Source organism: Flavobacterium faecale, assembly GCF_003076455.1.
GTDB lineage: Bacteria > Bacteroidota > Bacteroidia > Flavobacteriales > Flavobacteriaceae > Flavobacterium > Flavobacterium faecale.
Genome location: NZ_CP020918.1, coordinates 3,512,545 through 3,538,367, shown reverse-complemented (window position 1 = coordinate 3,538,367; position 25,823 = coordinate 3,512,545). Strand labels below are relative to the sequence as shown.

Annotated in this window: 16 protein-coding genes; 4 read left to right on the top strand and 12 right to left on the bottom strand. The window is 35.7% G+C overall.

Features of this window, described 5'->3' with window-relative positions:
* Positions 1-143: 143 nt before the first annotated feature.
* From FFWV33_RS14915 to FFWV33_RS14870, 10 genes are all read right to left on the bottom strand, one after another.
* Positions 144-1,157, bottom strand: a complete 1,014-nt coding sequence (locus tag FFWV33_RS14915) for a DUF4062 domain-containing protein (RefSeq protein WP_108741643.1) — start codon at positions 1,155-1,157, stop codon at positions 144-146.
* 370 nt (positions 1,158-1,527) lie between these two features.
* Positions 1,528-2,355 carry a S1 family peptidase gene (locus FFWV33_RS14910; protein ID WP_108741642.1) on the bottom strand — a complete coding sequence of 276 codons (828 nt, stop codon included), beginning with the start codon at positions 2,353-2,355 and terminating at the stop codon, positions 1,528-1,530.
* Positions 2,356-2,715: 360 nt separating this feature from the next.
* A complete protein-coding gene (locus tag FFWV33_RS14905; protein ID WP_108741641.1) occupies positions 2,716-3,522 on the bottom strand; it encodes an alpha/beta hydrolase in 807 nt (268 codons plus the stop codon).
* Between the two features lie 4 nt (positions 3,523-3,526).
* The gene (locus FFWV33_RS14900; protein ID WP_108741640.1) at positions 3,527-6,022 is read right to left on the bottom strand and encodes a glycoside hydrolase family 2 TIM barrel-domain containing protein; all 2,496 of its coding nucleotides are present in this window, start codon (positions 6,020-6,022) and stop codon (positions 3,527-3,529) included.
* Between the two features lie 72 nt (positions 6,023-6,094).
* The gene (locus FFWV33_RS14895; protein WP_108741639.1) at positions 6,095-6,964 is read right to left on the bottom strand and encodes a LamG domain-containing protein; all 870 of its coding nucleotides are present in this window, start codon (positions 6,962-6,964) and stop codon (positions 6,095-6,097) included.
* 94 nt (positions 6,965-7,058) lie between these two features.
* Positions 7,059-8,177 carry a Zn-dependent alcohol dehydrogenase gene (locus FFWV33_RS14890; protein WP_108741638.1) on the bottom strand — a complete coding sequence of 373 codons (1,119 nt, stop codon included), beginning with the start codon at positions 8,175-8,177 and terminating at the stop codon, positions 7,059-7,061.
* Positions 8,178-8,625: 448 nt separating this feature from the next.
* The gene (locus tag FFWV33_RS14885; RefSeq protein WP_211316268.1) at positions 8,626-11,508 is read right to left on the bottom strand and encodes a T9SS type A sorting domain-containing protein; all 2,883 of its coding nucleotides are present in this window, start codon (positions 11,506-11,508) and stop codon (positions 8,626-8,628) included.
* Between the two features lie 468 nt (positions 11,509-11,976).
* Positions 11,977-13,878, bottom strand: a complete 1,902-nt coding sequence (locus tag FFWV33_RS14880) for a T9SS type A sorting domain-containing protein (protein WP_108741637.1) — start codon at positions 13,876-13,878, stop codon at positions 11,977-11,979.
* Between the two features lie 355 nt (positions 13,879-14,233).
* Positions 14,234-15,472, bottom strand: coding sequence for a T9SS type A sorting domain-containing protein (locus tag FFWV33_RS14875; RefSeq protein ID WP_108741636.1), 1,239 nt, complete (start codon positions 15,470-15,472; stop codon positions 14,234-14,236).
* Positions 15,473-15,675: 203 nt separating this feature from the next.
* Positions 15,676-17,553: a sulfatase-like hydrolase/transferase gene (locus FFWV33_RS14870; RefSeq protein ID WP_108741635.1), complete on the bottom strand. Its 1,878-nt coding sequence runs from the start codon at positions 17,551-17,553 to the stop codon at positions 15,676-15,678.
* A gap of 255 nt (positions 17,554-17,808) precedes the next feature.
* Here FFWV33_RS14870 and FFWV33_RS14865 point away from each other — a divergent pair, with 255 nt between their 5' ends.
* From FFWV33_RS14865 to FFWV33_RS14850, 4 genes are all read left to right on the top strand, one after another.
* The gene (locus tag FFWV33_RS14865; RefSeq protein WP_159086038.1) at positions 17,809-19,128 is read left to right on the top strand and encodes a family 43 glycosylhydrolase; all 1,320 of its coding nucleotides are present in this window, start codon (positions 17,809-17,811) and stop codon (positions 19,126-19,128) included.
* Between the two features lie 32 nt (positions 19,129-19,160).
* Complete coding sequence (locus FFWV33_RS14860) at positions 19,161-20,027, top strand: family 16 glycosylhydrolase (protein WP_108741633.1); 867 nt, start codon at positions 19,161-19,163, stop codon at positions 20,025-20,027.
* 31 nt (positions 20,028-20,058) lie between these two features.
* Positions 20,059-22,953 carry a glycoside hydrolase family 2 protein gene (locus FFWV33_RS14855; protein ID WP_108741632.1) on the top strand — a complete coding sequence of 965 codons (2,895 nt, stop codon included), beginning with the start codon at positions 20,059-20,061 and terminating at the stop codon, positions 22,951-22,953.
* Positions 22,954-23,318: 365 nt separating this feature from the next.
* On the top strand, positions 23,319-23,987 hold the full coding sequence (locus tag FFWV33_RS14850; RefSeq protein ID WP_108741631.1) for a hypothetical protein: 669 nt from the start codon (positions 23,319-23,321) through the stop codon (positions 23,985-23,987).
* 52 nt (positions 23,988-24,039) lie between these two features.
* Here FFWV33_RS14850 and FFWV33_RS14845 read toward each other — a convergent pair whose 3' ends face one another.
* A complete protein-coding gene (locus FFWV33_RS14845; RefSeq protein ID WP_108741630.1) occupies positions 24,040-25,440 on the bottom strand; it encodes a glycoside hydrolase family 28 protein in 1,401 nt (466 codons plus the stop codon).
* Positions 25,441-25,522: 82 nt separating this feature from the next.
* The gene (locus FFWV33_RS19770; protein WP_425433144.1) at positions 25,523-25,816 is read right to left on the bottom strand and encodes a hypothetical protein; all 294 of its coding nucleotides are present in this window, start codon (positions 25,814-25,816) and stop codon (positions 25,523-25,525) included.
* Between the last annotated feature and the right edge of the window lie 7 nt (positions 25,817-25,823).

Below are 25,823 nucleotides of genomic sequence, written 5' to 3'. Positions count from 1 at the left end.
TGTGTGCGAAGTCAGGAGACATTCGCACAGCGGTATGATTCAAGTTTAGTTTAAATGAATACTTCGGACAGCTGGGCATTCGCAAAGCGGTATGATTCAATTTTAGTTTAAATGAATACTTCGGACAGCTGGCAGTTTTAATTTTATTCTGCATCAATAAATTCGTTTTCTCTTTTGATTGCTCTTAATTTTGTTATTAAATTATCCCCTTTTTTGGTTAATTTCCAATATGTACTATTGTCTTTTAGAGACCTTTTTTTATCACTTTTTTCTACTAAGTTTAGAGCTTTTAATTGAATTAAAATTGATAAAAAATTATCTGAAAATAAATTAACTAATTCATATTCAAAGCCTTCTATTTTTGTTAAATACTTAATATAAGAATCAATTCTTAATCTAAAATCTTCTTCTTTTGCTTCATCTATTAATATAGCACAGGTTTTTGCAAATAAGGTATTCCACTCTACTTCTATTGTTTTTTGGTCCCAACTGTCATATTTTTTAATTTTATAACCATATTTTACAATAAAAATATCATCATCTTGTAGCAAATCTTTATTTATATTTTCTTCTGATTTTTTAATTTCATTTTCTAATTCTTGAATTTTTTGTTTCAGTTCTAAAATTTCTAAATTTGCTTCGTCTGAACTAACTCTATCAGATTTTACCCAACCAATTCTTGGTTTTGTCTTAATTAATTTTATTAAACTTCTACTAACGATTGAGCCTAGTTCCTCAGGAGAATTCCAATATTTAATTAATTTTTCTGAAGAAATTTTTCTGAAATTTTCAAGTTTTTGCTCTTTTTCAGAATCTCTATCTGTTTTACTACTTTTGATTTCACCTGGAGTTTTATGAAGAAATGAAATTACAGGAACTCCAATTTCAATAGCATATTCATATTCCATTTGGGTAAAACTAATTCCTTCTTTGTTTAATGAGCCATAACGACCACCAATTATTAAAATGTAGTAATCACATTCGTTTATTAATTCTTTGATTAATGTCCATTGGTCATCATCGGTTGCAGGGAATAATTCCATTCCAATTGGAATGCAATCTAATTCAAGAAGAGCTTGAATAACTTCTTTTCTTTCTTCAATCAAATCTTGATAAGTTGAACTTACAAAAACGGAATATTTTTTTATATCTGACATTAATTAACTGAATTTTTAATTTTTACGAATAATTGCTACTAACGTCAGTCTTTGAAAAACCTCCGTTTGTTTCTCTCAAATATAAATAAATAATTGAAATATTCGAAAGAAAAGTCGAACATTTAAGTATGCAACTTATCACAGGAATACCGAGTAATAAGCTGGTTTCTTCTAAAAATTCGGAAGAAGAACAAAATAGTACAAAGCATATTATTCCTCAAAAAAAAGAGGACGTTTTGTCCTCTTAAATAACCTAAACTTGTTTATCGATATCCCCATAGTGGCGGAAGTAGAGCGGTTCCGTTCAACCGCGATTTCATTGTTGGCTTTTCAAGCCCAATGAAACCTTAGCTGTTATGCGTTCGGCTTTCTATTGATTGAATAATTTTTCCATTTCAATTATTCTTTCAGATTTAATAATTAGTCCTAAATTATTTGGAATTTGCGATACAGAAATTGGTCTTTGCAAATTTGGTGTCATTACAATTTCTCCTGTCGCTGTTGCTTGTGGACCTGCGAATAAAACCCCAAGGAGAATAATTCTATTTGCACCCATATAAGTATTCCCTTTTTTGTCTCGATAGCCACCTTCGTTAAAAATTAAAACAGGCGAACCGCTAGAACCAGGAAAAGCGGCAATGTCAATCATAATTTCTTTTTTACCATTATAGTCTATCAAAGGATTTGTTGCTGTTGTACCTTTTCGGAAAATCGGCATATTATTTACAGAGTCCCAGATTCCATTTGGATAACCAATCATTAAAACATCTTCAATTGCGGTCAATTCCTCTTTATGTTTTTCGGTTGGTAAAAGGTCTTTTGTAAAAGGAATATAAAACAATTTGTCTCCTCTTTTTTGTGCTTCATTTACAAAAGGAGCAATTGGCATTGCACATAAATCCACATCAGCTTCGGGATGTAGTCGCCAAAAACTTTCAAAATTATCAAATGCTAGCGTGAAATGTTCAGTGTCAATTGGTTCTCCTTTTTCATTAGCTTTAGTAATGATGAGTTTTCCTTTTGAAGCGTTTTTTATTACGTGTTTGTTCGTTACTACAACTGGTACGTGAGTATTACTCGTTTTGTCTTCAAGAAAGTTAAAGAAAAAACCTGTACCAGTGGAAGTTCCACCAGTTTTTAATTCACATTCAATTCTAACTGTCGAGTAAGTTAATTGTTCTGATATTGATAAATCCATTTTTTTTTTCGTTTTATGTTTTTTTTAAGCTGACGCATAACTTGTATATATACGCAAGTTTATGCGTTTTTTCTGAATACTCAAAATTATAACCAAAGTTTTTTCTGTCATTTATAAATACTCGTAAATACAACCCTAAACAGCCTAAAGAATGATCCCGGAAAGTCTGGGGGCATTCTTTCCCTTTACAATTGTAAAAGGAAACAAAACAGTCTACAGTCCAAGTCCTAATGAAGCAACTATTCAACTAGGCAATCTTCAAAACCATTTTTTGAATTGATTACAAAATAAGACAAAGAAAAACCCAATCTAATACAAATATGGTACTAGATTGGGTTTTTGTACTTGAAAAATAATATTTTAAAGTGTCACAAATTGACTAAAAAACAACAAACTATCTTGAACATGTTCCTGCCAATACGCCCACTCATGAGCACCTTCAAACTCTTCATAGGTATGATTGATGTTAGCTTCGTTTAATTGCTGGTGCAAAAGCCGATTGTGCTCAATCAATAAATCGTCTTTTCCACAATCAAATCGCAAATAGGGGAGTTCTGTCTTGTTTTTTAAGATGGTTTCCAAAACATCTTCGTCAGAACTATTGACTTGATTGTACTGATTTTCGTCTTCTTCAACAAACAACGGCATTTGGTTTTTGTTGGTGATAGACGAATGTGCTGAAATAGCTTTGTATCGTAACGGGTATTTTGCCCCTAGATGCAAAGCTCCAAATCCGCCCATGGACAAACCTGAGATAAACAAATCAGAAGTCGAACTGGTGCAATCAATATTTTCGATCACCGCATTTACAACATCATCAACAATCCAAGATTCAAAATTCTTATCATTGTGAGGCAAGTAAGCAGAGCCATCGCCCCACAATCCGTCGGATGGCATGGCCAAAACCATGGGTTTTATTTTTCCTTCTTGCATCATTTTTAAGGCGGTCAAATGAACTCCTGCCTTATGTGCCCAGATCCACGCGCTACCATACACACCGTGTAAGAGCGTGACTATTGGAACATTTTTTAAATCTTTCATCGGAGGCACAAACACACAAATATCACCACGCCCTTGCAAATTGGGCGTTTTCACGGTGATAAAACGGAGGTTGTTGCTTTCGAATTCGGGGTTCGAAATTTCGGTAGTTCTAAATTTTGATTCCATATTTTTATTTTACGGCTAGTTCTGTACTTGTCGCTTGGATATTTTTTGTTTTTGTCGCAAGCGTGATTTTTCCTTTCGAATTCGACTGTACAAAAATAACCGCTTGCCCGTTGAAAAACTTACGTTTTGGTTTGGATAAATTTTGCATGTTAACTGGATCTCCATTTCCTGCCGCCAAAAAGCTTGCTGCTCCAGAAACTTCTATGTCCATATCATCATTAAAATGCGGACATAAATTCCCGTCTTTATCCACCATAGAAATCACATAAACTCCCACTTCTCCGTTTTGGATCGTTGCAATTTCGGGCTCTATTTTTATCGAATGCGGTGCTCCAGCAGTTACTCTTTTGGTTTCGGCTACTTTTTTGTTGTTTTTGTCGTAGGCGACAATTTTGGCTTCGCCAGGTTCATAAACCACATCGTCCCAAACAATCGCATAGGCTTTGAATAAATCCCAGTTACCACCACCAGAAGCTTCTTTGGCTAAATTATTGCTTTCGAAATCTAATTTACTTATCGGTTTTTTTGTTTTGATACCATAACTTTTTCCGTTCACAAACAACTCTGCTTTCTCATAATTGGTATAGCAAACCACTGGAAAAGATTTTACTTTCAAGTCAGGCCATGTCCAATGAGGGAAGAAGTGCAATACTTTTGCGTCTTTATTCCATTGCGCTTGGTATTGGTAAAATTTATCTTTTTCTAATCCTACAAAATCCACCGGTGCAAAGTAGGAGCTACGTGCTTCGGCATTGTGATATGGAGAAGGTTCACCTAAATAATCATATCCTGTCCAAACAAACTCACCATAAACAGACGGATTTTTTTCTTGAGAAGCAAACTCTTTGTACGCAGGATAACCCCAAGGGACATTGGTCGTTTCAAAATTACCAGGATGTCCATCAGGATACACAACGGTATGAGACGAATCGCCTCTTTTGCCATGAATGGTATCAAAAACAACTGGGAATTTATAACTATTTCGAACACTTACAGAACCGCCCGTTTCGCTGGCAAAAAATTTCAAATTTGGATATTGCTTGCGAATGGCTCCATAAATACCTGCTTTATAATTAAAAGCAGCCACATCTACGGTAGTTGCCATTCCGCTAACAATCGCGTTTTTGGCCGAGTTAAATCCTGCTGTTGTAGCACGAGTGGTGTCTAGCGATTTTACTATTTTGTTTAAGTAAGACGTAATTTTGTTAGGATCATGTTTGTACTGCTCCATGATTTCGTTCCCGATGCTCCACATGATGATACTTGGGTGATTTCGATCTCTCAAAATCATGTCGGTCAAATCAGTTTTCGACCATTTATCAAAATGGATAGAATAACCATTGGTTACTTTTCCGATTTGCCATTCGTCAAAAGCTTCGTCGATTGCTAATAATCCCAATTCATCGCAAACATCCAAAGCTTCTGGAGCAGGTGGGTTGTGTGAAAAACGAATCGCATTAACACCCATCGCTTTCATTTTTTTCATTTGTCGAACAAATAACTCTCTGTGAAAAGCGGCCCCAACTGGTCCCAAATCATGGTGCATGTTCACACCATTGAAACGTACTTTTTTGTCATTCAAATAAAAACCATCTACTTCATAACGAACCGTTCTAATTCCGAAAGTAGTCGAGTAGGTATCTACAACTTCATTGCCAGCAAGAATAGTCGTTTTCAATTGATACAAATTAGGATTTTCTAAACTCCATAATTCAGGTTTCGAAATCTCAAATTGTTCGTTGACCAATTGGTTGTCGTTGATTTGTACGGAAGAAGTTTTCGAACTAACTACTTTTCCAGCAGGATTAAGGACTTCATTTTTGATTGTGTATTTTCCGTTTCCTGCTAATTCTAAATTTAAATTCGCAATAGCTTTCTTTTTCGAAATAGAAGGTGTGGTTACAAAAGTCCCCCAAGTTTTTACGTGTGTAGCATGGGTTTTTATCACCGAAACTTTGCGGTACAAACCAGCTCCAGGATACCAACGGGATTGACTGTTGAAGTTCTCCAATCGAACGGCAATTGTGTTGTCACCCGCTTTTAAAAATTTAGTCACATCAAAATAGAAGGAAATGTATCCAAAAGGTCTTTCGCCTACGTATTGTCCATTTACAAAAACTTTGGAGTTGCTCATGGCACCATCAAACATAATTTGTACTTTGCCTTTTAAGTCGGCAGCAGATACAGAATATTGGGTTCTATACCAACCGATGCCAACGTATGGCAAAGCGCCACTACGACCCGTGCGGTAAAAGGGTTTGCTATCGCCGTCTTGAACCACCATGGTTAGTTGTACGTCATTGGCAAAATCAAAATCACCTTTTACAGCCCAATCGTGAGGGACAGTTACCTTTTCCCAAGTGGAATCATCAAAGTTTTCCTGAAAAGCAGCACCATAATCATAATTGGTGAACTTCCAGTTTTTTAGTAAATCGGTTTGTTGTGCATTGGCATGGAAAGTCAAAAGAAACAATCCTATTGTTGTCCAAATATTTTTCATCTGTTGGTTTTTATATTTTTTACTATTCTTTAGGTTTTAAAATTCAAATCTAAAGCTTACTTCTGGTACTAATTAAGGTTTTACCGTAACCAATTTATAGGTTCTTATGTAGTCAATCAAGGCAGTTCTGTCTTTTTTGGATGCTGTCATCAGTTTACTGTCTTTCTCAGGAATTGGATTCCAATCGTAGACTTCAATTGAAAAATGAATAAACATTTGTTGGTCAAAGTCCGCAGGAGGTGTTAGTGTATACACATATTTTCCATCCAAATAGAATAATAATTCATTTGGGCTCTTCCACCAACAACCGTAGGTATAGAATTTTTCAGAATTTTTTGTTTCTGGAAGGATCATTCCCTGATCCCTTTTCTCTTCGTTGCAAGTAGTATTTCGTAAAATGGTATTGGAATGCATAATTTTATCCCATTTTTTGCCCCATTCTTGTGCTAGTGGAGAAATACTTCCGACAGATTCGGTAATGTCAATTTCGTGTTTTTTGCCACAGGTATTTTTAGACATTATCCAAAAACCGCCACCCATTTCTGTTTTGCTCATTTTGAAAGTACTCTCAAAATAATAACCATAAGTTACAGGTTTCACTGCTCTAATGATACCTCCGTAATAATCATAATTGGTAGCCGTATTATATTTGTTGCTTACAAAACGCTCGTCTAGTTTTCCAACTTCAATATTTAAATATCCGTTTTCGACAGTAACTGCATTTTCTATAAAAAGGGCAGGAGAACGACCAATCCAACCGAATTCAGGATGACCTTCTGGATCTGCAATCCATTTTTTGGTATCTAATTTTTTTCCGTTAAACTCATCTGATAATTCAGAAACCAATTGCCATGATTTACCTTCAGGCGCTTTAATTTGCGCACTTAATAGAGAACTAAATGTTAAAAAAGTTCCAGCTATAAAAAGAATGTTTTTTTTCATATGTAGATAATATTTGTTTTTTAATGGAATATGGTATCGCCATTCTTCATCTGTGTTTGTGATAATTGAATCATGGCGATTTCATACCTATATATTATTCGAAAACAATTACTCCTTTGGCATTTTTACCCGACAACATATCGTCTAAGGCTTGTTGTAAATCTTCTAATGGATAGGTATTGGTAATCATTTCGTCCAACATGATTTCCCCCTTTCTATAATGCTCCACGATTATTGGAAAATCTTTTTGAGGGTTGCATTTTCCGTATAATGGATTGATGTATTTTTTGTCCCATTCGAACAATGACATATCAATTAACACTTCTTCTTCGATACCACTTACTTGAACTGCGGTTCCTGCATTTCGAACCATGGCAAGAGGAGCTGCTCCCAAGGCAGGAATGGCAGTACACTCAAAAGCATAATCAGCGCCACGACCATTGGTCATTTCTTTTACTATTTTGGCAGCATTTAGTAATCCTTTGTCGTTTTTATCTGCTAGGATGGTATGCGTTGCTCCAAATTCAACTGCCATGTCCAAACGTTGTTGGTTGATGTCGATTGCAATAATCATTGCCGCTTTAGAAACTTTAATTCCTTGGATTACATTCAATCCAACACCACCAGTTCCTAGTACAACGGCAGATGAATTAGCTTCTACTTTTGCTGTGTTTACCGCTGATCCAAAACCGGTCATTACGCCACAGCTCACAATACTAGCGGCAGGATAACTCATGTCTTGAATAGGGTTTTTGACAACTGCAGATTCTTTCACCAAAGTATATTCCGATAAAGTACCAATATTGAAGGATCGAATGATAGGTGTACCGTTCCAAGATGTTCCCTCCAGGTGTGCGTGTCCGGGAGTGTATCCGTTTCCACCTGCCACCACGGGCGAATTGTTTTCGCAAATATGTTCGTTTTCGTGCTCACATTGGAAGCATTTTCCGCAAGGAGTAGCCCAGTTCAAAATCACAGCATCACCAACTTTTACAGAAGAGACATTCGATCCAATTGCAGTAACGATTCCGGCACCTTCGTGTCCCATTACAATTGGTTTTCCCCAGTTTAAAGAATCATGATCGGTATGGCATAAACCAGCCGCTTTTACTTGTACCAAAACCTCATCTGCTTGTGGGTTCTCTACTGTTATGGTTTCTATCGAAAATGTTCCGTCTCCTTTAGCGATTGCTGCTTTACAAGTGATGCTCATATACTGTGTTTAAATAAGGTTCTAATTAATTTATAAAAGTACTTAGACAAGGACTTGTTTGTAGTATGTATCTAATCAATAAAATAAACTATTTTGTTGTGTGTACATTAATAACCTAGTTTATTGCGACAATATTGAATACTTTTTGATTAAAACGACAAAACCCCCTGCTAATGCAGAGGGTTTTGTGTTGCGGTTGGATAACCCATAAAGATATAGTACTCTGTGGTATTTCCTATTGTTTTATAATTTCACGAACTAAACCTGTATCTGGTGTAGAGATATTACAAACGTACCTGAATAAGAATCCCAAAAAATGTAGTTTCCGAACTTAGATTTCTTTAAATGTTGGTTTTTGTTGCAAAAATCCACTACTATTTAGGAAACACGTTTGTACTAGAACTTTAAATAGTTTGTTTTTTTATCATTTTATTAGATGCAAACTTTTCTATTTATTCACAATAAATTTTATACTTGTTTTTTTACCTTGTTGGTTTTTTACTTTTATAAAGTAGATTCCTGAATTTAATTGTGATACACTAATAGCCTCTTCTTTTGAAACATTTCCAGAAAATAGTAGTTTACCTTGAATATCATAAATAGAATAGGGTGTGTTATCATCAATGTTTTTCAATTTAACACTACCATTATTGCCCACTGGATTTGGATAAACATTTATCTGGTTGCCTGTATGTGTTTTATCTTCGACTGATAATAAAGCAGGATCAATAACCGCTTTATACCACCCGCTTCCCCATCCAGCGCACCACAGAATATTTTGATTATCTGGGTCTGGTTTTACATCTACTATTCTTTCAGAATGTGCTAATCCTTTGTTTATTTTTGTCCAATTTGAACCACCATCTACAGATAAAAAGACACCTGTGTTTTTAAAATTATCTACAAGATTAGGTACTTGTGCAGCGGCCGAAATCACAATTATATTTGAATTTATTGGCGATACTTCTGTTTGCCATATGTAAGGAGATTCAAATATTCGAGTCCAAGTAGTACCACTATTAGTACTTCTCCAAACCCCACCAGCATTAAGTTCTCCTGATCTTGCTCCTGCAGATATAAACATATAACCGGTGTTGCGATCCATAAAAAAATTATTAACTGATTTTATGGCCGTTGGTATTGTCATTTGTGTCCAGCTTGCACCATTATTAGTCGATTTATATAATCCCCCTGGATCAGAATTACTAAATTGATTTACAGCTGCATAAATTGTATTTGAATTAGCAGGGTCAAGCGTTAATCTATGTATGCTACCTGTTGAAGCCGGCAAACCAGTATTACTTAAAGTCCAATTAAGTCCTGCATCAGTTGATTTGTAAAATCCGTAGCCCCCTTTGGTTAATATGCTTTCGTTTACAGAGTTCCCCACTTCTGTAATTGCTTTTCGTGTAGCACAAAAATACATGTTGCTGGGGTTGTTAGGGTCTATTAATAACGAATTTTGTGGTGCTAAATCTTCATATACATTGTTACTTGCTGTAAAAATTTCACTTATATCTTGCCATGTTTGTCCACCATCTGTGGTACGTCGTAGCCATCCTCTGTGTTCTTGTCTTGAACTCAATGTGTATATAATATCTGGATTGGTTGGGTGTGCAGCTACAGTTGCTATGGAGTGTGCTGCAGTATTGCCTCCAATATCATGTACTTGTCCTTCAATTTGTTCTATTACTACATTATTGGCTATAGGACTACTTGTAGCAGTGCCTGTAGTTTTCCATAATCCGTGTTCTCCACTACATAATAATTTTCTACCCGCGACCCCTGTTTCCAATAGCATAACTTTACCTGGAAGATTGGTATTACCACGGCCTATCCATTGATTGCTATTGGGTGCCGCTTCAATATCATCTGCCTGTTCCCATGAAACACCACCATTGTTGGAGCGTAGCAGTTGTTGATTAATCCCTGCAAATACTTCACCGTTTTTATTGATCGCCAACATTCTAGCGCCAGAGTATTGTTCATCAATATCATCCATATATTTTTGCATATGAGAAAAATCAATATTAGCACCAGTTGGATTGTTTCTGGATGTCCAATACGATTGATTGGTGTTATTAATCCAATAGGGTCCCGATCTTGAACAAGCTATCCAAGTAATTCCGCCATCAATTGTTTTCCAAACATCTCCTTGTCCAAAACTAACGTCATGTCTTTTGTTATGTACAATATAAATCTCATTTTTATTTGTTGGATTAACAACAATTCGATTAAATGTTTGCAAAATCTGAGTTGGATAAGTGGTGTAGGTAGCTATAGATTGCGCTTTTGTGATACCCAACCACTTAGCTACTGTGCTATGATAATCGTCTCTAGACCTATAATCGGTAACCAATTGCAAATTTAGACCCAAATTACCAGTTATGTTTTGCCAACTCAGTCCGCTATCAGTACTTTTATAAATACCTCCAGTACTATTTATTGTTGTTCCAGTTGGATTGTAATAGGTTTGTTCTACTGCATATAAAATAAATTCTCCTGTGGTTGAGTTGTAGTATGAGGTTAAATCCCGTGGTCTATTATTTGGTAATCCTGTGGCGCTAGAAGTCCATGTTACACCCAAATTTGTACTTCTGTACATTCCTTGAGCAGTAGCCATAATTAAAGTATTAGGATTGCTTCTGTCAAAAATAATTCTGCCTGCATCTAGATTAGTGTCTATACCCGTGGCAACTTTTGTCCAATTAACACCTCTATTTGTTGTTTTCCAAACATATCCATAATTAGACCTAGATTGCATTTGTCCTTGAGGTTCAGCTAAGGTACGATGATTGGATTTTACGTTCCAAAAATCTCCTGCTCCTAAAAACCAAATATTATCGTTAGTAGGGTGTATCGCAAGTTTTGAATGACATTTACCCATAGTTGATACTTCTGTCCAATTTCTACCTCTATCTATAGTATTGTACACCTTCCCACTAGAATTACTACCGCTTTGATCATTCGCAAAGGCAATACCATAATCTGCATCTTGTAATGAAAATTGAATGTCAATAACTCTTCGCATATCTAAACCATTACCATCACTATCTTTTAGTGTATTCCATGACTGACCATTATCCCAAGTACCAAAGGCAGCATGCATATCGGCACCGCTAAACATTACATTTACATCTGTAGGATGACACCAAAATTCTTCACAATACCCTGATGTACCTGGCGAAATATTTGTCCATTGTACCAAAGGAGAAGATTGAATCTTCTGATTTTGCAACATGGTGAAATTTGTAAACGTACCTTGTCCCGAAGACAAATGCGAAATAAGAAGAATTGTTAAACTTATAAATAATAGTAGATTTTTTCTCAAAACTATTTGGATTTAAATTAAGAAACAAAATTATGAAAACAGATCTCTTTCATTAAACCATATAGTTTATATTGTATCACAAATGATTTGTTACAAAACTATTATACAATAAGTTAGTTTTTAAAAATCTAATTTTAAATCATATTAAAAAATGAAAGTTATCTTTCTTGACAGTCCAGTATTTGATAATGAAACATCCAGATAGATATTCTTCAAAAGTACTTCCTAAATCTATCATAAAAAGTATCATGAAAAGGTGATCCAATATCTTTTTTTATTATCAATACTCGCGACCCTTCGGGATTCTTTTCGAAAAACACACTAATTAACCCCAAAAAGGCATCAAAAACGTATTACACCCAACGGGTTATTGTAATAAAAATAATAGGGATTTATAACCTTCACTTCTTAATAAAAAAAGCTGCTCTTTTCAGAGCAGCTTTCCTAAAAACTAGTAAATTAAATTACTTATTTTTTCACTATTTTAGAGGTAGAAACTCCGTTTGCAGAAGTCAATCGCAACATATAAATTCCTTTGCTCAATGAAGCTACATTAATAGCATCTGAAGGATTGTTTTGAGACAAAACTACTTTTCCAGAAGCGTCAACAATTTGTGCTTTTGTCAAAGATTCCTGTGTTTGGATATTCAAAGTTTCTCTTACTGGGTTAGGATATACTGCAAATTCGAATGCGTTAAGTTTTTTTACTCCTAATGTTGAAGAGTCATATTTCAAAACCACTTTACTCGTATCCGAATAATCCAAAGCCCATCCTGCAAGAAGTCCTGTTACAGATGCAAAAGTTCCAGTAACTGTTCCACCATTTGTACTTAAAATAGCATAAGTAGTTATTCCAGTTGGAGGAGTAGCTGTGATATTTAATGCAAGTTTTGCTCCCGAAATAGTAACCGCTGCTGAAGCTGTATTTGCATTGATTTGATCCATATCAGTTCCTGCAACAGCACCATTACCGGACACATCAATTTTTAAAGTAGTTGTGTTTAATGGCAAAGAGGCTCCAGAAATATTCATCTTAGAATTACCAACTCCACCAGGCGATAAAGTTCCAGATGTAAAAGTGTTATTTACTGCTGACAAATCTGTTAAGATACTTGATCCAGAATTTGTTTCAACGATTCCTGTATTAACAAATTTAGAAAGATTACTACCAATAGCATTTGAGTTAGTACCTACTGCTGTAACTGGGAGTCTTAAAGTACCATTATTATACACCTCTGATGAATTTAAACCAGAACCAACTATTCCAGCACTAGTACCATAATCGCCATTAAAGATAATTGACCCGTTATTGATTAAAGATGCATCGCTACCGTTAGCATTTACATAAATTGGTGAATTACCTCCTATGGCAGGATTTAAAGTAAGTACTGTTCCTGAAAGAACTTCTATAGAAGATGTTCCACCTGCACCAGTATTAATATTAAAAAGCCTACCAGCACTTTGAGAAAGAGTAACAGTAACTCCAGTTCCTCCTATTTTTCCATTACCAGCTGTTGTAGCACCACCAGCTGTATTGAAAACATTCCCAGTTCCTAAAATAGTTATTGTTGTAGTTGCTGCATTTAAATTAATTACAGGTAAAGTTAGAGCACCAGCATTAGTAAAAGTTATAAAACCTCCAGTACCATCAACAGTTGTTGTCAAAGTACCTGTTCCACCGTATCCAGTATCTAGACCAGCAACATTATTAGCTGGTACTTGACAGTTTATAGCTGCATTATTACTCTGTGGAGTTAGATTCAAGGTACCATTATTGGTTAATTTACCACCTCTTATATATAGTGCAGAAGAGTTATTTGCTATATTCAATGTTCTTCCAGAAGGAATTGTCAAAACTCCCTGAGCTGGAGTAGTGGTAGTATGCAAACTTAATTGTGAAATTGAAATGTCTGCATCCAATGTAACAGATCCAGCAGCAATTATAGCCGAATCTGGATTACCATTGTCACCAGGATAGGATACAGTTGCTCTTGCAAACTTAACATTATTACTTCCTGATAATGCTGCTGTTGTAGCTAGACTAAGTGTAACTGTATTTGTAGTTTCGTTAACTGCAGTTACTACGGTACCTGTCGCAATTTGACCAGCTGTAGTACCAGTAACCTTATCCCCAATCTTAATTTGGTTTGTGTTATTTACAACAATATCCGTAACACCACTACTAGCTGTAACAGTTTTTGACGCTAATGCATTTGTCCAGTTGGCAGCATCTGCCCAATTCCCCGAAGCTACAGCTGGTTTCCAAGTGTACGTTTGTGCCACAATTGAGCTCGAAAATAACCCACAACCCATAATCATAAGTCCTAGAAAATTGTTTCTAGAAGGACTTAAAAAGTAATTTTTTTTCATAATAAAGTTTATTGTTAATTAATATATTTTAACTTTTAGCTATGTATTTTAACTAAAAGTTCAATGTCAAATGTATTTTAAATCACAATCTGTAATTACAACATATGATTTATTAGCTAGAATAAATGATTTGTTTTTGTTCTTCAAAATCACTTAAAATAGCTGTTATTACTAATCGCTAGTATCCATTTATTATAAAAAAAACAATCTTTTCTGTGATTTCTATTCGGATAATTTATTTTTTGACGACAATATTGAAAACTTTTTGAGTAAAACGAAAAAACCCTTTGACAATGCAAAGGGTTTTGTGTTACCGTATAAAAACTTAATAAGGTAAAATATTATGTTGGATTTCTTATTGTTTTATAATTTTGCTACTCAAACCTGTATCTGTTTTTAAGAAATAAGTTCCTGTTGCCAAATCAGAAATATCAATTGTATTTGTTGCAGGAAGGGTTTTTACAACAGCTCCCAACATATTGTAGATGTTAATGGTTTTACTGTCTTTTAAATCAGAAATAGTAATCGCTCCAGTTGTTGGATTTGGGTATACATTTACTAACTCTGTAACTTGTTTTGTACTCAATCCTAAAGTAGGTCCTGTAGAAAATTCAATTCTGTCAATTTCTAAAGTTCCTGCTAATGAACTAGTACCAGTAGTTCTGTGCTGTACATCAAAAGTATCAACAATTCCAATCCATGTTACTGCATTAGATAAATTAATAACAGCAACTTCATAAGGACTTGCATCGGTCATGTTTAAAGTTAATGTTGTATAATTTGATCCATTAGTACCACTAGGAGCACTACCAGTAGAAATCCTAAGTTGATTATTGAATGATTTGTTTCTATAATATACATGTGCATATTTATAGGTTTCTGCATTTATATAATTTGTTGGATCAGTTTTTCTTATAATTCCAACAGTGTGTGGTGCATTACCTGCGACTGCATCAGTTGTAATAACCATTTTACCTCCTGAAACCGTTATAGCTGAATTTATTGCACTGAAACCTTCGGTGTTAGTACCATTATTAAATTCATAACTATGTTTTTCTACAACAGGTACAGTATAGGTTCCTACAATTGAAACTGCTTGAGGTGGATTACTTGAAGTCCCACCAGTAGGTCTAAAATCATAACCTGCACCTAGTGGTGCAATATTACCTGATTGAAGTGTTAGTACTGAAAGTACCCAAGTTCTAGTGTTTATTGTTGGATCTGTACCATCTATAACTACAGTTGCTGCATTTGAATTGCTTAAAGTTCCAGCTGTTGCCACATTAGTTTGGGAGGCAGTTCCTGTCCCATTTTTGACTACAAAGAAAACATTGGAATTACCAGGTGCAATAGGGCTTGGATCTCCAGCTCCATTCGTTGCTGACGCATTTCCAGGATCATTAGTCGAAGTAACCGTTATGGTTCTTTGTGTGTAAACTCCAGGGCCAGTTTCCTCTAGAATATAACCATTGTCTGAAATTACAATAGCATTTAAAGAGGTTGCATCTGTACTTAGACTAAGTGTTTGAGTCTGTGCCTGAGAAATTGTTATAGCTCCAAGGCCAGTAACAAATAAGAGTAATAATTTTTTCATAATTGTTTATTGTTTAAAGTTTATACAAAACTATAATTCATTAGTGAAATAGGTGTTTGCATATGGTTTTTACCCTGCCACATATGGTTAAGGTGTTGTAATCCAGTTACTTGTTAAGCTTATTTGTTGTGGTTAATTACGATACAGTGAAAAAAAAAAGCCTTTAGAAACAAATTCTAAAGGCTTTTTTGATTGTATTTTAGTTATATTTTTGGAACAATATTCTTTGGAATATCAATTTTCTTATCATCTGCACCCAAGGCAAAAGTACTGGTGTTGTAAACATTTTTTTGTTTCCAATCACATTCAATACGACCATCACCTAGAATAATATTTCCGAGTTTGGTTCTAAACCAATCTGTCAAAGCAATGTAGTTTTTGTCATTAGCCAGATTGTTTCGCTCCATAGGGTCTTTACGTAAATCATAAAATGCCAATTGCACTTCTTGTCTTGGAGCATCCAATCCCCAACGTACGTTTTCATTTGGTTTGTATCTTCCTCCAGGTCCTCCGTTCAATGGACGTGGACGCATAGAGAAAGCGAAATCCTTGGTACGCATATACGAGCGTGGACCTGCAACACTATTTATTTCACCAATAATGTAGTCTTTATTTAGTTGTGGGTTCGAATACATTTCGGCTAAATCAAATCCGTCCAAAAATTGGTATTCTTTGGCTTTCAAATCAACACCTCCAGCGGCCAAAATGGTCGGCATAATGTCTACATACTCCGCAAAGCCATCATACACTTTTCCTGCAGGTACCGCTTTTTTGTCTGACGAAACCAAAATACCAGTGGTATGTGTAGAAAGTTCCCAAGGCGAAAATTTTGATTCAATACCTTGTTCTCCCAATTGCCATCCATGATCTCCACACGTGTACAAGATTATGTATTCTTGGTTGTTCTTTTTCGAATAGGCTTTAAATTCGGCTATGGCTTTCCCGATAATGTAATCTCCAAAAGCACAAAAGGCATAATAATCTCTGATGGCTTGTTGCTTATCTTCATAAGAGTAGCCGTCAATTCTTAATTTATTGTATAAGTCCACCAATTGTTTTGGTAGTTTACTCAACTCTTCTTTTTTATCGAATGCTGGAATTTTATACACTTTATCTTTAAAGCGGTCTCTAAATTCCTTTGGAGGCATCACAGGTGTATGCGGAAAGTGGAAACTCAAACTGGTAAAAATAGGTTTGCTGGTATTGGCACCCGCCATTTTATCTCCTAATAAGGATTGGTAAGGCTTATTTTGATTTTGAAGATAGTTACGATACTCGGTCAAAATATTACCATCCAATGTTTTGTCTGCAGGCATAGAGTTAACTCCACCAATAATCAAAGTAGACTCTTCTCCATCGTTGGCATTGTGATACAGGATATCCAATTCTTTTTCGACAGAAGCTTTGATAGCTTTTTCTGCATCCGAAATATTATCTTCTGTAGTCCAAGATTTTTTGACATTATTCGGATAGAAAAATTGCATGCGCGTATCTATTTTACCCGATTTGCCATTTACTTTACCATATGTCGTTTCCTTGTTCCAGTCGGTTACGCCACCTCTTTCCAGTTCTGTATCCAAAACATATTTTTGATAGAAACCTTTGTATAAGTCTTCCGTTTTTTTAGTAGCACTTTTTTTGTCAACGCTTTTATTTCGATAACCAGCCTTACCAAACAAACTGGTTTCGTAACCGTTTTCAACCATAATTTGAGGCATCGTTTTGGTGAAAAATTCGGCCTCACCATTAAAATATTCAAAACCATAGACTCCAGAATGGTGCGGGTATTTCCCAGCTAAGATTCCGTTTCGTGATGGTGCACAAGCGGGTGAGTTGCAATACATATTTGGAAACACAACTCCTTCTTTTGCCAAAGCATCTAAGTTTGGAGATTCAATATACCCCAGCGGACTATCATTTTTCCCTGTTGTGATTTGGTTGTAGTAGCCGTTGGAATCTTTTCGTTGGTCATCAGTCAAAATCCAAAGGATATTTGGTTTTTTGACTGTTTTTTGTGCCAACAATTGTGAATTGGATGCCGCAAAGCTCAATACACAAAGGGCAAATAATTTTACTTTCATAGTGTTGTTTTTTGGTTGTTAAAAAGTATTGGTGTTATGATGGTATAAAAGTGTATTGGTTTAATATTCTTTTTTTGTTCCTATTTAGTCAATTTATATTTTCGAATAAAAGTAAACTAGGAAGAGGTAAGCCAACTAAATCAAATGTTTTTATCTCTATAACAAATGGATTTTTGGACGTATAAGATGCTGCATTGTTGCTCCTTTGAAGTAAAAGATTGTATTTTTCAGTCTCTAAATTATTTTTCGAATAAAATGAAAAAAAATACAATAATTACGCTTTTTCTTACGCTTTTTGTTTTGGTAGTAAAAGCGCAAAATCCAATTGTTCCCGCAGGGATGTACATCGCTGATCCCGAAGCGCATGTGTGGAAAGATGGCAAATTGTACCTCTACGGATCTCGCGATGAGAGTGATGATTATTGGTGTTCTTATTCTCATCATGTATTAAACACTTCTGATTTGAAAAAATGGACGGTAACCGAAAATGCTTTCGCGTCCAAAGGTGCAAACGACCAAGTTTCATACCATGACAATTTACTATTCGCTCCAGATTGCGCCTACAAAGACGGAACCTATTATCTGTATTATTGCTCACCAGGAAAAAAGTTAACCGAAGGTGTTGCGACTAGTTCATCTCCTTTTGGCCCTTTCGAAAACGGAAAACAGATTAAAGGTGCGTATCAAATTGATCCTGCAGTTTTGATTGATGATGATGGTCAAGGCTACTATTATTGGGGACAAGGAAAACCAAAAGTGGCCAAACTGAAGCCTAATTTAATCGAAATTGATTCGACTAGCATTGTGGAACCCTTGGATGCCAAAGGAAACGTAGCTTTTCACGAAGGTTCTTCTATTCGAAAAATAGGAAAACTGTATTATTTTGTTTTCGCAGATGATAGCCGAAACAATAAACCCACCTGTTTGGGGTACGCAATAGGAAAATCGCCCATGGGACCTTTTGAATACAAAGGTGTTTTGATTGATAATGTGGCCTGTGATCCTGCCTCTTGGAACAATCATGGCTCAATAGAAAAATTCAAAGACCAATGGTATGTGTTTTACCACCGTTCGACTCACAATTCTCAAAAATTTCGAAAAGCATGTGTAGAACCTATTTTTATCAAGAAAGACGGAACTATTGATGAAGTCGAAATGAGTTCGCAAGGAGCAAGCGCACCCCTAGATGCAACAGCAATTATAGAGGCCGAGTGGGCGTGTCACTTATCTGGTAATGTTCGGGTTACAGGAATTGCAGCGACCGATATCAAATCAGAAGGTCTTGCGGCTTTCAAAGATGGAGATTTTGTAGGCTACAAATATTTGGATTTTCCTAAAAACTGTAGTGAGTTCGAATTAAAAGCAGTAGTTCATTCGAAAATTACTATCGAAATAAGACAAGGTTCGGAGCACGGAAATCTAATTGGTACATGCGTATTGGAACCTTCAAAGGACTATCAAATTGTAAAAACTTCGATTCGAAATGTAAAAAAAGGAAAGCAAGCGCTGTTTCTAACTTTTAAAAATGAAACCAACAGTTCCGATAATAGTTTGGACTGGTTTCGATTCAATTAATAAAAAATCAAAACAACTAAATAAACCAAAGAATGAAAAAAGTACTATTAACTATCGTTTCTACTTTTACCTTTTGTGTGACTGTACAGGCACAGGATTTAACCATTCCGCCAAAAAAGTATGCAGATTCGATTCAACTCGAAAAAGCACCTGCTAGATTGAACCAACAATTTCCGCTTTCGGATCAAAAAAATTCTGGAAAATGGAAACTTCTAAAAGAGTATTCCGATGAATTTGATTCGAAAACTTTAAACGAAAACAAATGGTTTCCGAACAATCCTAAGTGGAAAGGTCGTGCGCCAACTTATTTTCATCCTTCGAATGTAAGTCAGGAAAAAGGGGAGTTGGTCATTAAAGTAAACCAACACGGCAATGAGCAATTACCAAAAGATTTTACGCATTCGACTGGATTTATAAAAAGTAAAAAACAATTTTTATACGGCTATTTTGAAGCCGAATGTAAATTGATGGATGCTCCATGGGTGTCGGGTTTTTGGATGACCAATGTGGACAAAGATTGGTGGACAGAGATTGATATTTGCGAAAATGCGCCTGGAGTTGCATACAACCGTCATGATTTGAATTCGAATATTCATGTTTTTAAATCGCCAGCCGATCAAGGAGATGTGAAGGCCCATTTTTCAAGAACTATCAAATATTATTTTCCGAAAGAATTGCAAGCCGATTACCACGTTTGGGGCTTAGAATGGACAGCGGAATTTATTCGTTTTTATATTGACGGAATACTTTTTAGAGAAGCACCCAACACACACTGGCACCAACCGTTGGAAGTCAACTTTAATTGTGAATCCAATAAATGGTTTGGTGCTTTACCAGACGATAAACGTTTGGACGGCGAGTTTCATGTGAAATACTTTAGAGCTTGGGATCATAAATAATTACTACAAAAACCTTAGAATTTATTATAAAATGAAAAAAACTATTCAAATACTTAGCCTGCTATGCTTCATTTGCACCCTGAACGTGCATAGTCAGACCCAACAGGAGAAAGGAACGCGAACCAAAAAAAGCATCAATTTTGGATGGAAATTTCATTTGGGTGATCCCGATGGTGCTTTATACACCGAAAAATTAGACGATTCAAAATGGGAGTCTGTCAATGTTCCGCATTCCTTAGAATTGACATCGATGGATTTGAACGGAAACCAAGATGATAAATACCAAAAAACCTTTATGCGAAACGTAGGTTGGTATCGCAGAGATATTGCGGTTACGGCAGATACATCCAAAAAAGTATTTCTAGAATTTGAAGGCGTACATCAAGTGACCAATGTATGGGTCAATGGTAAACATGTGGGAGAATATGCGGTAGGAGGGTATACGCCCTTTCATTTTGATATTTCGAAATACGTGACCTATGGCGGTAAAAATCAAGTAACAGTAAAGGCCGACAACCGCAAAAGCGATATTATTCCGCCCGATCCAGGACCTATGGATTATATCAAATTTGGAGGTTTGTACCGTGATGTGTATTTGGTTGAAACCAATCCGACGCACGTGACTTTCAATTGGGAATCGGATATTTCGGGACAAAATATAACCACGCCTACGGTAGACCCAATCAATTTGAATGGTACTGTAAATATCAAAACGGGAGTTCGAAATGAAACCAACCAAACGCAAAAAACTACTGTTGTCAATCGATTGGTAGATAAGAACGGACTGGTGGTTTTGAAGCTTTCGCAAACCAAAGAAATTGGTGCAGGAAATGAAGTTCAGTTTAACGAAATAGGTAGTATTGAAGACGATTTTCATTTGTGGTCAACGGATAATCCGTATTTGTACCGTGTGAATACCACCGTATTTGAAAACGGAAAACTAGTAGATGAAACCGAATGTAAAATGGGTTTTAGAAAAATCGAAATGAACAATATGCAAGGCGTATTGCTAAACGGAAAGCCGATTAAGTTAATTGGTGTCAACCGCCATCAACATTATGGTTTTATAGGAGATGCAATGCCTAATTCGTTACATTATAAAGATGCTTTGCAAATCAAAAAATTGGGTATGAATGTCATTCGCACCGCACATTATCCGCATGATAACGCTTTTATTGAGGCTTGTGACGAATTGGGAATTTTGATTTATGAAGAAGCACCAACTTGGATGTCTATTGGTAGCAACGAATGGTTTGATAATTATGAAAAAGCCGCTAGAACCATGGTGCGCAACCACCGCAACCACCCGTCAGTCTTTATTTGGGGAGCCGGAATCAATCATCGTGGTTATGTGCCAAGAGCGCACAATATAATGAAACAAGAAGACCCAACTCGATTTACGGCTTCGCAAAGTAGCCGCTGGACAGGATGGCAAAACTCGGGACTGACCGATATTTTTGCACAAATGATTTACGGTGATTATTATTGGAGCGGTGACGAACCTATTCTAGCCATGGAAGGAAAACGTGGTCCCGAAGCGGTAAACGACTTTATGAGTAGCCCAATGAAAATTGGTCATATCGCTTGGACGGCGCATGCTTATTATACTTTTCACCCTAATCCAGACAAAAGAGATAAAAGTCGTAGCGGTATGATGACGGTTTTTAGATACCCAAGACCGGGACTTTTTTGGTATCAGTCGGAGTTGACCAAAGTGCCTTTTACACGATTGGAAACCGATTGGAAAGAAGGAACGCAAGAAGTAATTGTGTACAGCAACGCCGATCAAGTAGAATTGGTTTTGAACGGAAAAATAATTGCAACGCAATCTCCAACGATCAAAGATGATTATAAAAATCTAAAGCATGCTCCTTTTCATTTTAAAATAGAAAATTTCGAAAAAGGGACGCTTACCGCTAATGGTTTGGTCGAAGGACAAAAAATGTCTAGCGATACCAAAATGACGCCCGAAGCTCCAGATCATATAATTTTGGAATTGGATTCAGAGGGGCGAAAATTGACTGCTGATGGGTCGGATATTATCGTAGGCTACGCCAAAGTAGTCGACAAAAACGGTACGATATTGCAAGAAGTGGATATGGATATTAGTTTTTCGGTAAAAGGAAACGCTACTATTGTTGGGGATCAAACGGCCGCACATTCCAACCCAATGTTTACGACTCATGGGGTTGCACCCGTCTTGATTCAGGCTGGTACAGCGGTTGGAAAAATTGAAGTTACCGCTTTCGCGAAAGGTTTAAAGTCGGGCAAAGCTAGTATCATGAGTACCAAAGTAGATGACAACGCATTCGAACCAGAAACCATTCACGATTTAGAACAAATAAAAGTAGATTTGGGAGGAAACGATCAATTGGTACAATTTGATTGGACTCCTTGGAACGGAAACGACAACAATGCAGGCATTAAAACCTTCAGCGAGATGGGTGGATTTACAGCCAAAATCGAAGCTATCGGCAAAGTTGAAAACACAAGATGGTTGGGCGAAATTAATGTTATTGGTAAGTATGGATTTGCTTGTGGAGATGGTGTTTTAGGCGCTACCAAAGAGGGGTTATCGCTAGAATTAACGGGACTTAAAAAAGGAAAATACCAACTAAAAACGGTACACCATGCCCCAAGAACCAATACAGACAGTATGGATCCTAACCAGGAAAAAGCGGCGACTTACAAAATTTACCAAATTCCGTATGCTAAAAAAATAAACATCAGTACTACCGATAAAAACGGAACTACAGTAAAAGAAAATAGTGTAGTAACAGAAGGAAGTGATATGCAAAATAAATCTTTTGGTAACAGTACACAGTATTTTGAATCGGACGGAATAAATCCAGTTAAAATTATTTTTAAAGACCCAAAAGGTGCAGCCGTGTGGTTGAATAATTTTGAATTAAGTCAATGGTACTAATACTTCTAGTATAGAGCTGAAAATTATGTACCAAAAAGCACTGTGTGAATCAAGAATAAAGGTTTCGATATCGAATTGATTCTTGGAGACACTTATGGAATAAAAGGTAGTTTATAGTAAAAACGGATATTTAGGTAACAAAAGAAGTGGTTTGCCAGATATGGGAGCTATAGAAATTAAATAATTAGCACTTAAAGAGGTTTTGATTGAAAAAAAGTATCAAAATAAAAACTATATGTTATAGTTATAATTCATTGAAAAACAAATAGATATATGATTATTTTGTAAAATTGTAAAGACTTTAAGATAATAGTCAATCTAGAATTCGCATTTATTTATAAATGCGAATTTTGGGTTAAAATAGAATGATCAATAACCAAATTATTAATACAAAAATGATTAAAAAAGCGTCACTTTCACTTGGTGTTTTACTACTATCTGTACCTGTTTTAGGCCAAGGTACTATTAAAATAGAGCATAAAACGAAACAATATTTAAAAACAGAAACTACCTTAAACAAGAGTAAGTATTTCAATATCCACAATTTGACTAGTCTCACAGACACTGAATTTATAAATTTTAAAAGCACATACGGAATAGCCAGTTCGTATCGAGGAGGTAGGACATTTGACAGCCCGATGAAAAACCAAGTGAATGGTGTGTTTCCAGTAATCAAAAATTCGTTTAGTGGAGTTAGACCCGTTGAAAATAGAGTAGGATCAGGTAAACCAGGTGATTTGTTTTATAGTGACGACCCAAATGCAGATTATTCAACTATAGATTTAACTTCTTACATAGATGATGCGACTAATTATATAACCAATTATTATAAAAAACAAGAAGCCAATGTTCCGGAATATGTTGAGCCTCTAAATGAACCTATGGTTCATGCGGTAGATTTTTATCCTGAAGGTAGGCTTACTCCTAAGAAATATATCACTAGCAAAATCGATATAATTATTACAAAAATTTGTGAATTGCATCGTGAATTAGGAAAAAAAATACATGCAGCTCCAGAATTCGCAAAAAAATAGGATTGGAACGTTCTGACAGTTTGGAAGACCAGATTACAAGCCTTTAAAATAACTATTGTCTTAAAACCTCTGTACTTTCCAGCACTTTGCCATTTGTTTTCAAATTATAAAAATGGGCATTGGTAACGGAATTTAGAATAACGGGAGCACGTTTGTCTTCTGAATTAGTTTTTATTGAAATAGCATCTAAGTTCAAACCGTTTATATGACGGGCATAAATTCCGTAAACAGGTAATGCACCCACTACATAAAATTCTGGCCAACGCTTCATATTATCGAATGTATACTCTTTTACGTCTATTTGTTTTGCTTCTTGCAGTGTACCGCCACCTGAAACTATAAAATCTACATTGGATATAGAAACATCTTCGATTGCATGACCTGGAATTCCTGTTATGAATATGGCAGAATTTTTATCTCCCTTAGAATTGTCAGCAATGATATTACTAAATTTTATATTGTGCATGCGCTTCAAAGGTTCCATTTGCCCTTCAGGTGTTTCTACAGAAGCCGTTTGTTGACAGAAAGTCATAAATATGGGCCTTGGTACATTTTCCATCACCAAATTAGTAAAAGTCATATTGCTCATTTCTCCTCCCTCATTTTGCTGTATTTTTAAGCCCGAATCTTCAATATCTGTGAAGGTACAATTGGAAACCGTTACATATTCGATATTTCCACGTGACAACAATCCAATTCGGATTCCTGCCCATTTTGTGGTAAAATTGCAATTAGTAATGGTAATGTTTTTACAAGGTTTATCTGGTAGTGAAGTTTGCAAACAAATACAATCATCACTGTTATCGAAGCTAGAATTACTTACTCGAACGTTGGTACACCCATCAAAATCAAGACCGTCACCGTTAAAATTTGCTCGGCTTTTGATAGTGATACCGTCAATCGTAATATTGTTACAATACAACCACGCAGATGTCCAAGAAGCTGGATTTATTAAATGAATGTCTCTCATAGAGATTTCAGAACAATCTTTGAAACGCAATAACATTGGTCGCTGAATAACTCCTTTTTTTGGAAAATTCTCTAGATGACCATTTCCATCAATAGTACCATAACCTTCAAAACCGAATGAAACTGCATTTTCAGCATAAATCAAACAATTATTTTTTGTTACTTCTCCTTTATACATATTTTTATGCACATTACCTACATAATCATTTTGATTAGTGCTTCCTTGCAATACAGTTCCGTTGGCAATATGCATAGTAACATAACTTTTCATAAAAATGGTACCTATAACGTAAGTCCCACCTCCATCAATTCGTACAGTACCCCCGCCATTTTTTGAACAGTCGTCAATTGCTTTTTGCACCGCAATAGTATTGATTGTTTTTCCATCATTTTTGGCACCATAACTCGTTATATTATATTCTTTTGCGATACTTATTATTGTGAAAAACAAGCTAATCAATAGCACAATTTTATTTTTTAACAAACCCGTTCTTTTTAATTTTTACAATGTTATTTTACTATTAATTTAAGAAAACATACCTCAGAACAACTATTTTTTTATTGAATTACTTAATTTGAGTTAGATACCCATTGTTCCTATTTTTTACCAAAGGCAATAATTCAGCTATAATTTTGGGACTTTCCTCTGCTATATTTACAGTTTCATGAGGGTCTTTTAGATGATCATACAACATCATTTTTTGCTTTTTGCCGTTATTGTAAATTGCTAATCGGTACCGATCTGTACGCATACTTACAACATCTTTCCAATAACTGAATACTTCTGTTCGAGTTTCAGTCTTTGGATTTTCAAGAATAGGAACAAAGCTTGTACTGTCTAGTCCTTTGGGTTTTTGAATTCCTGTT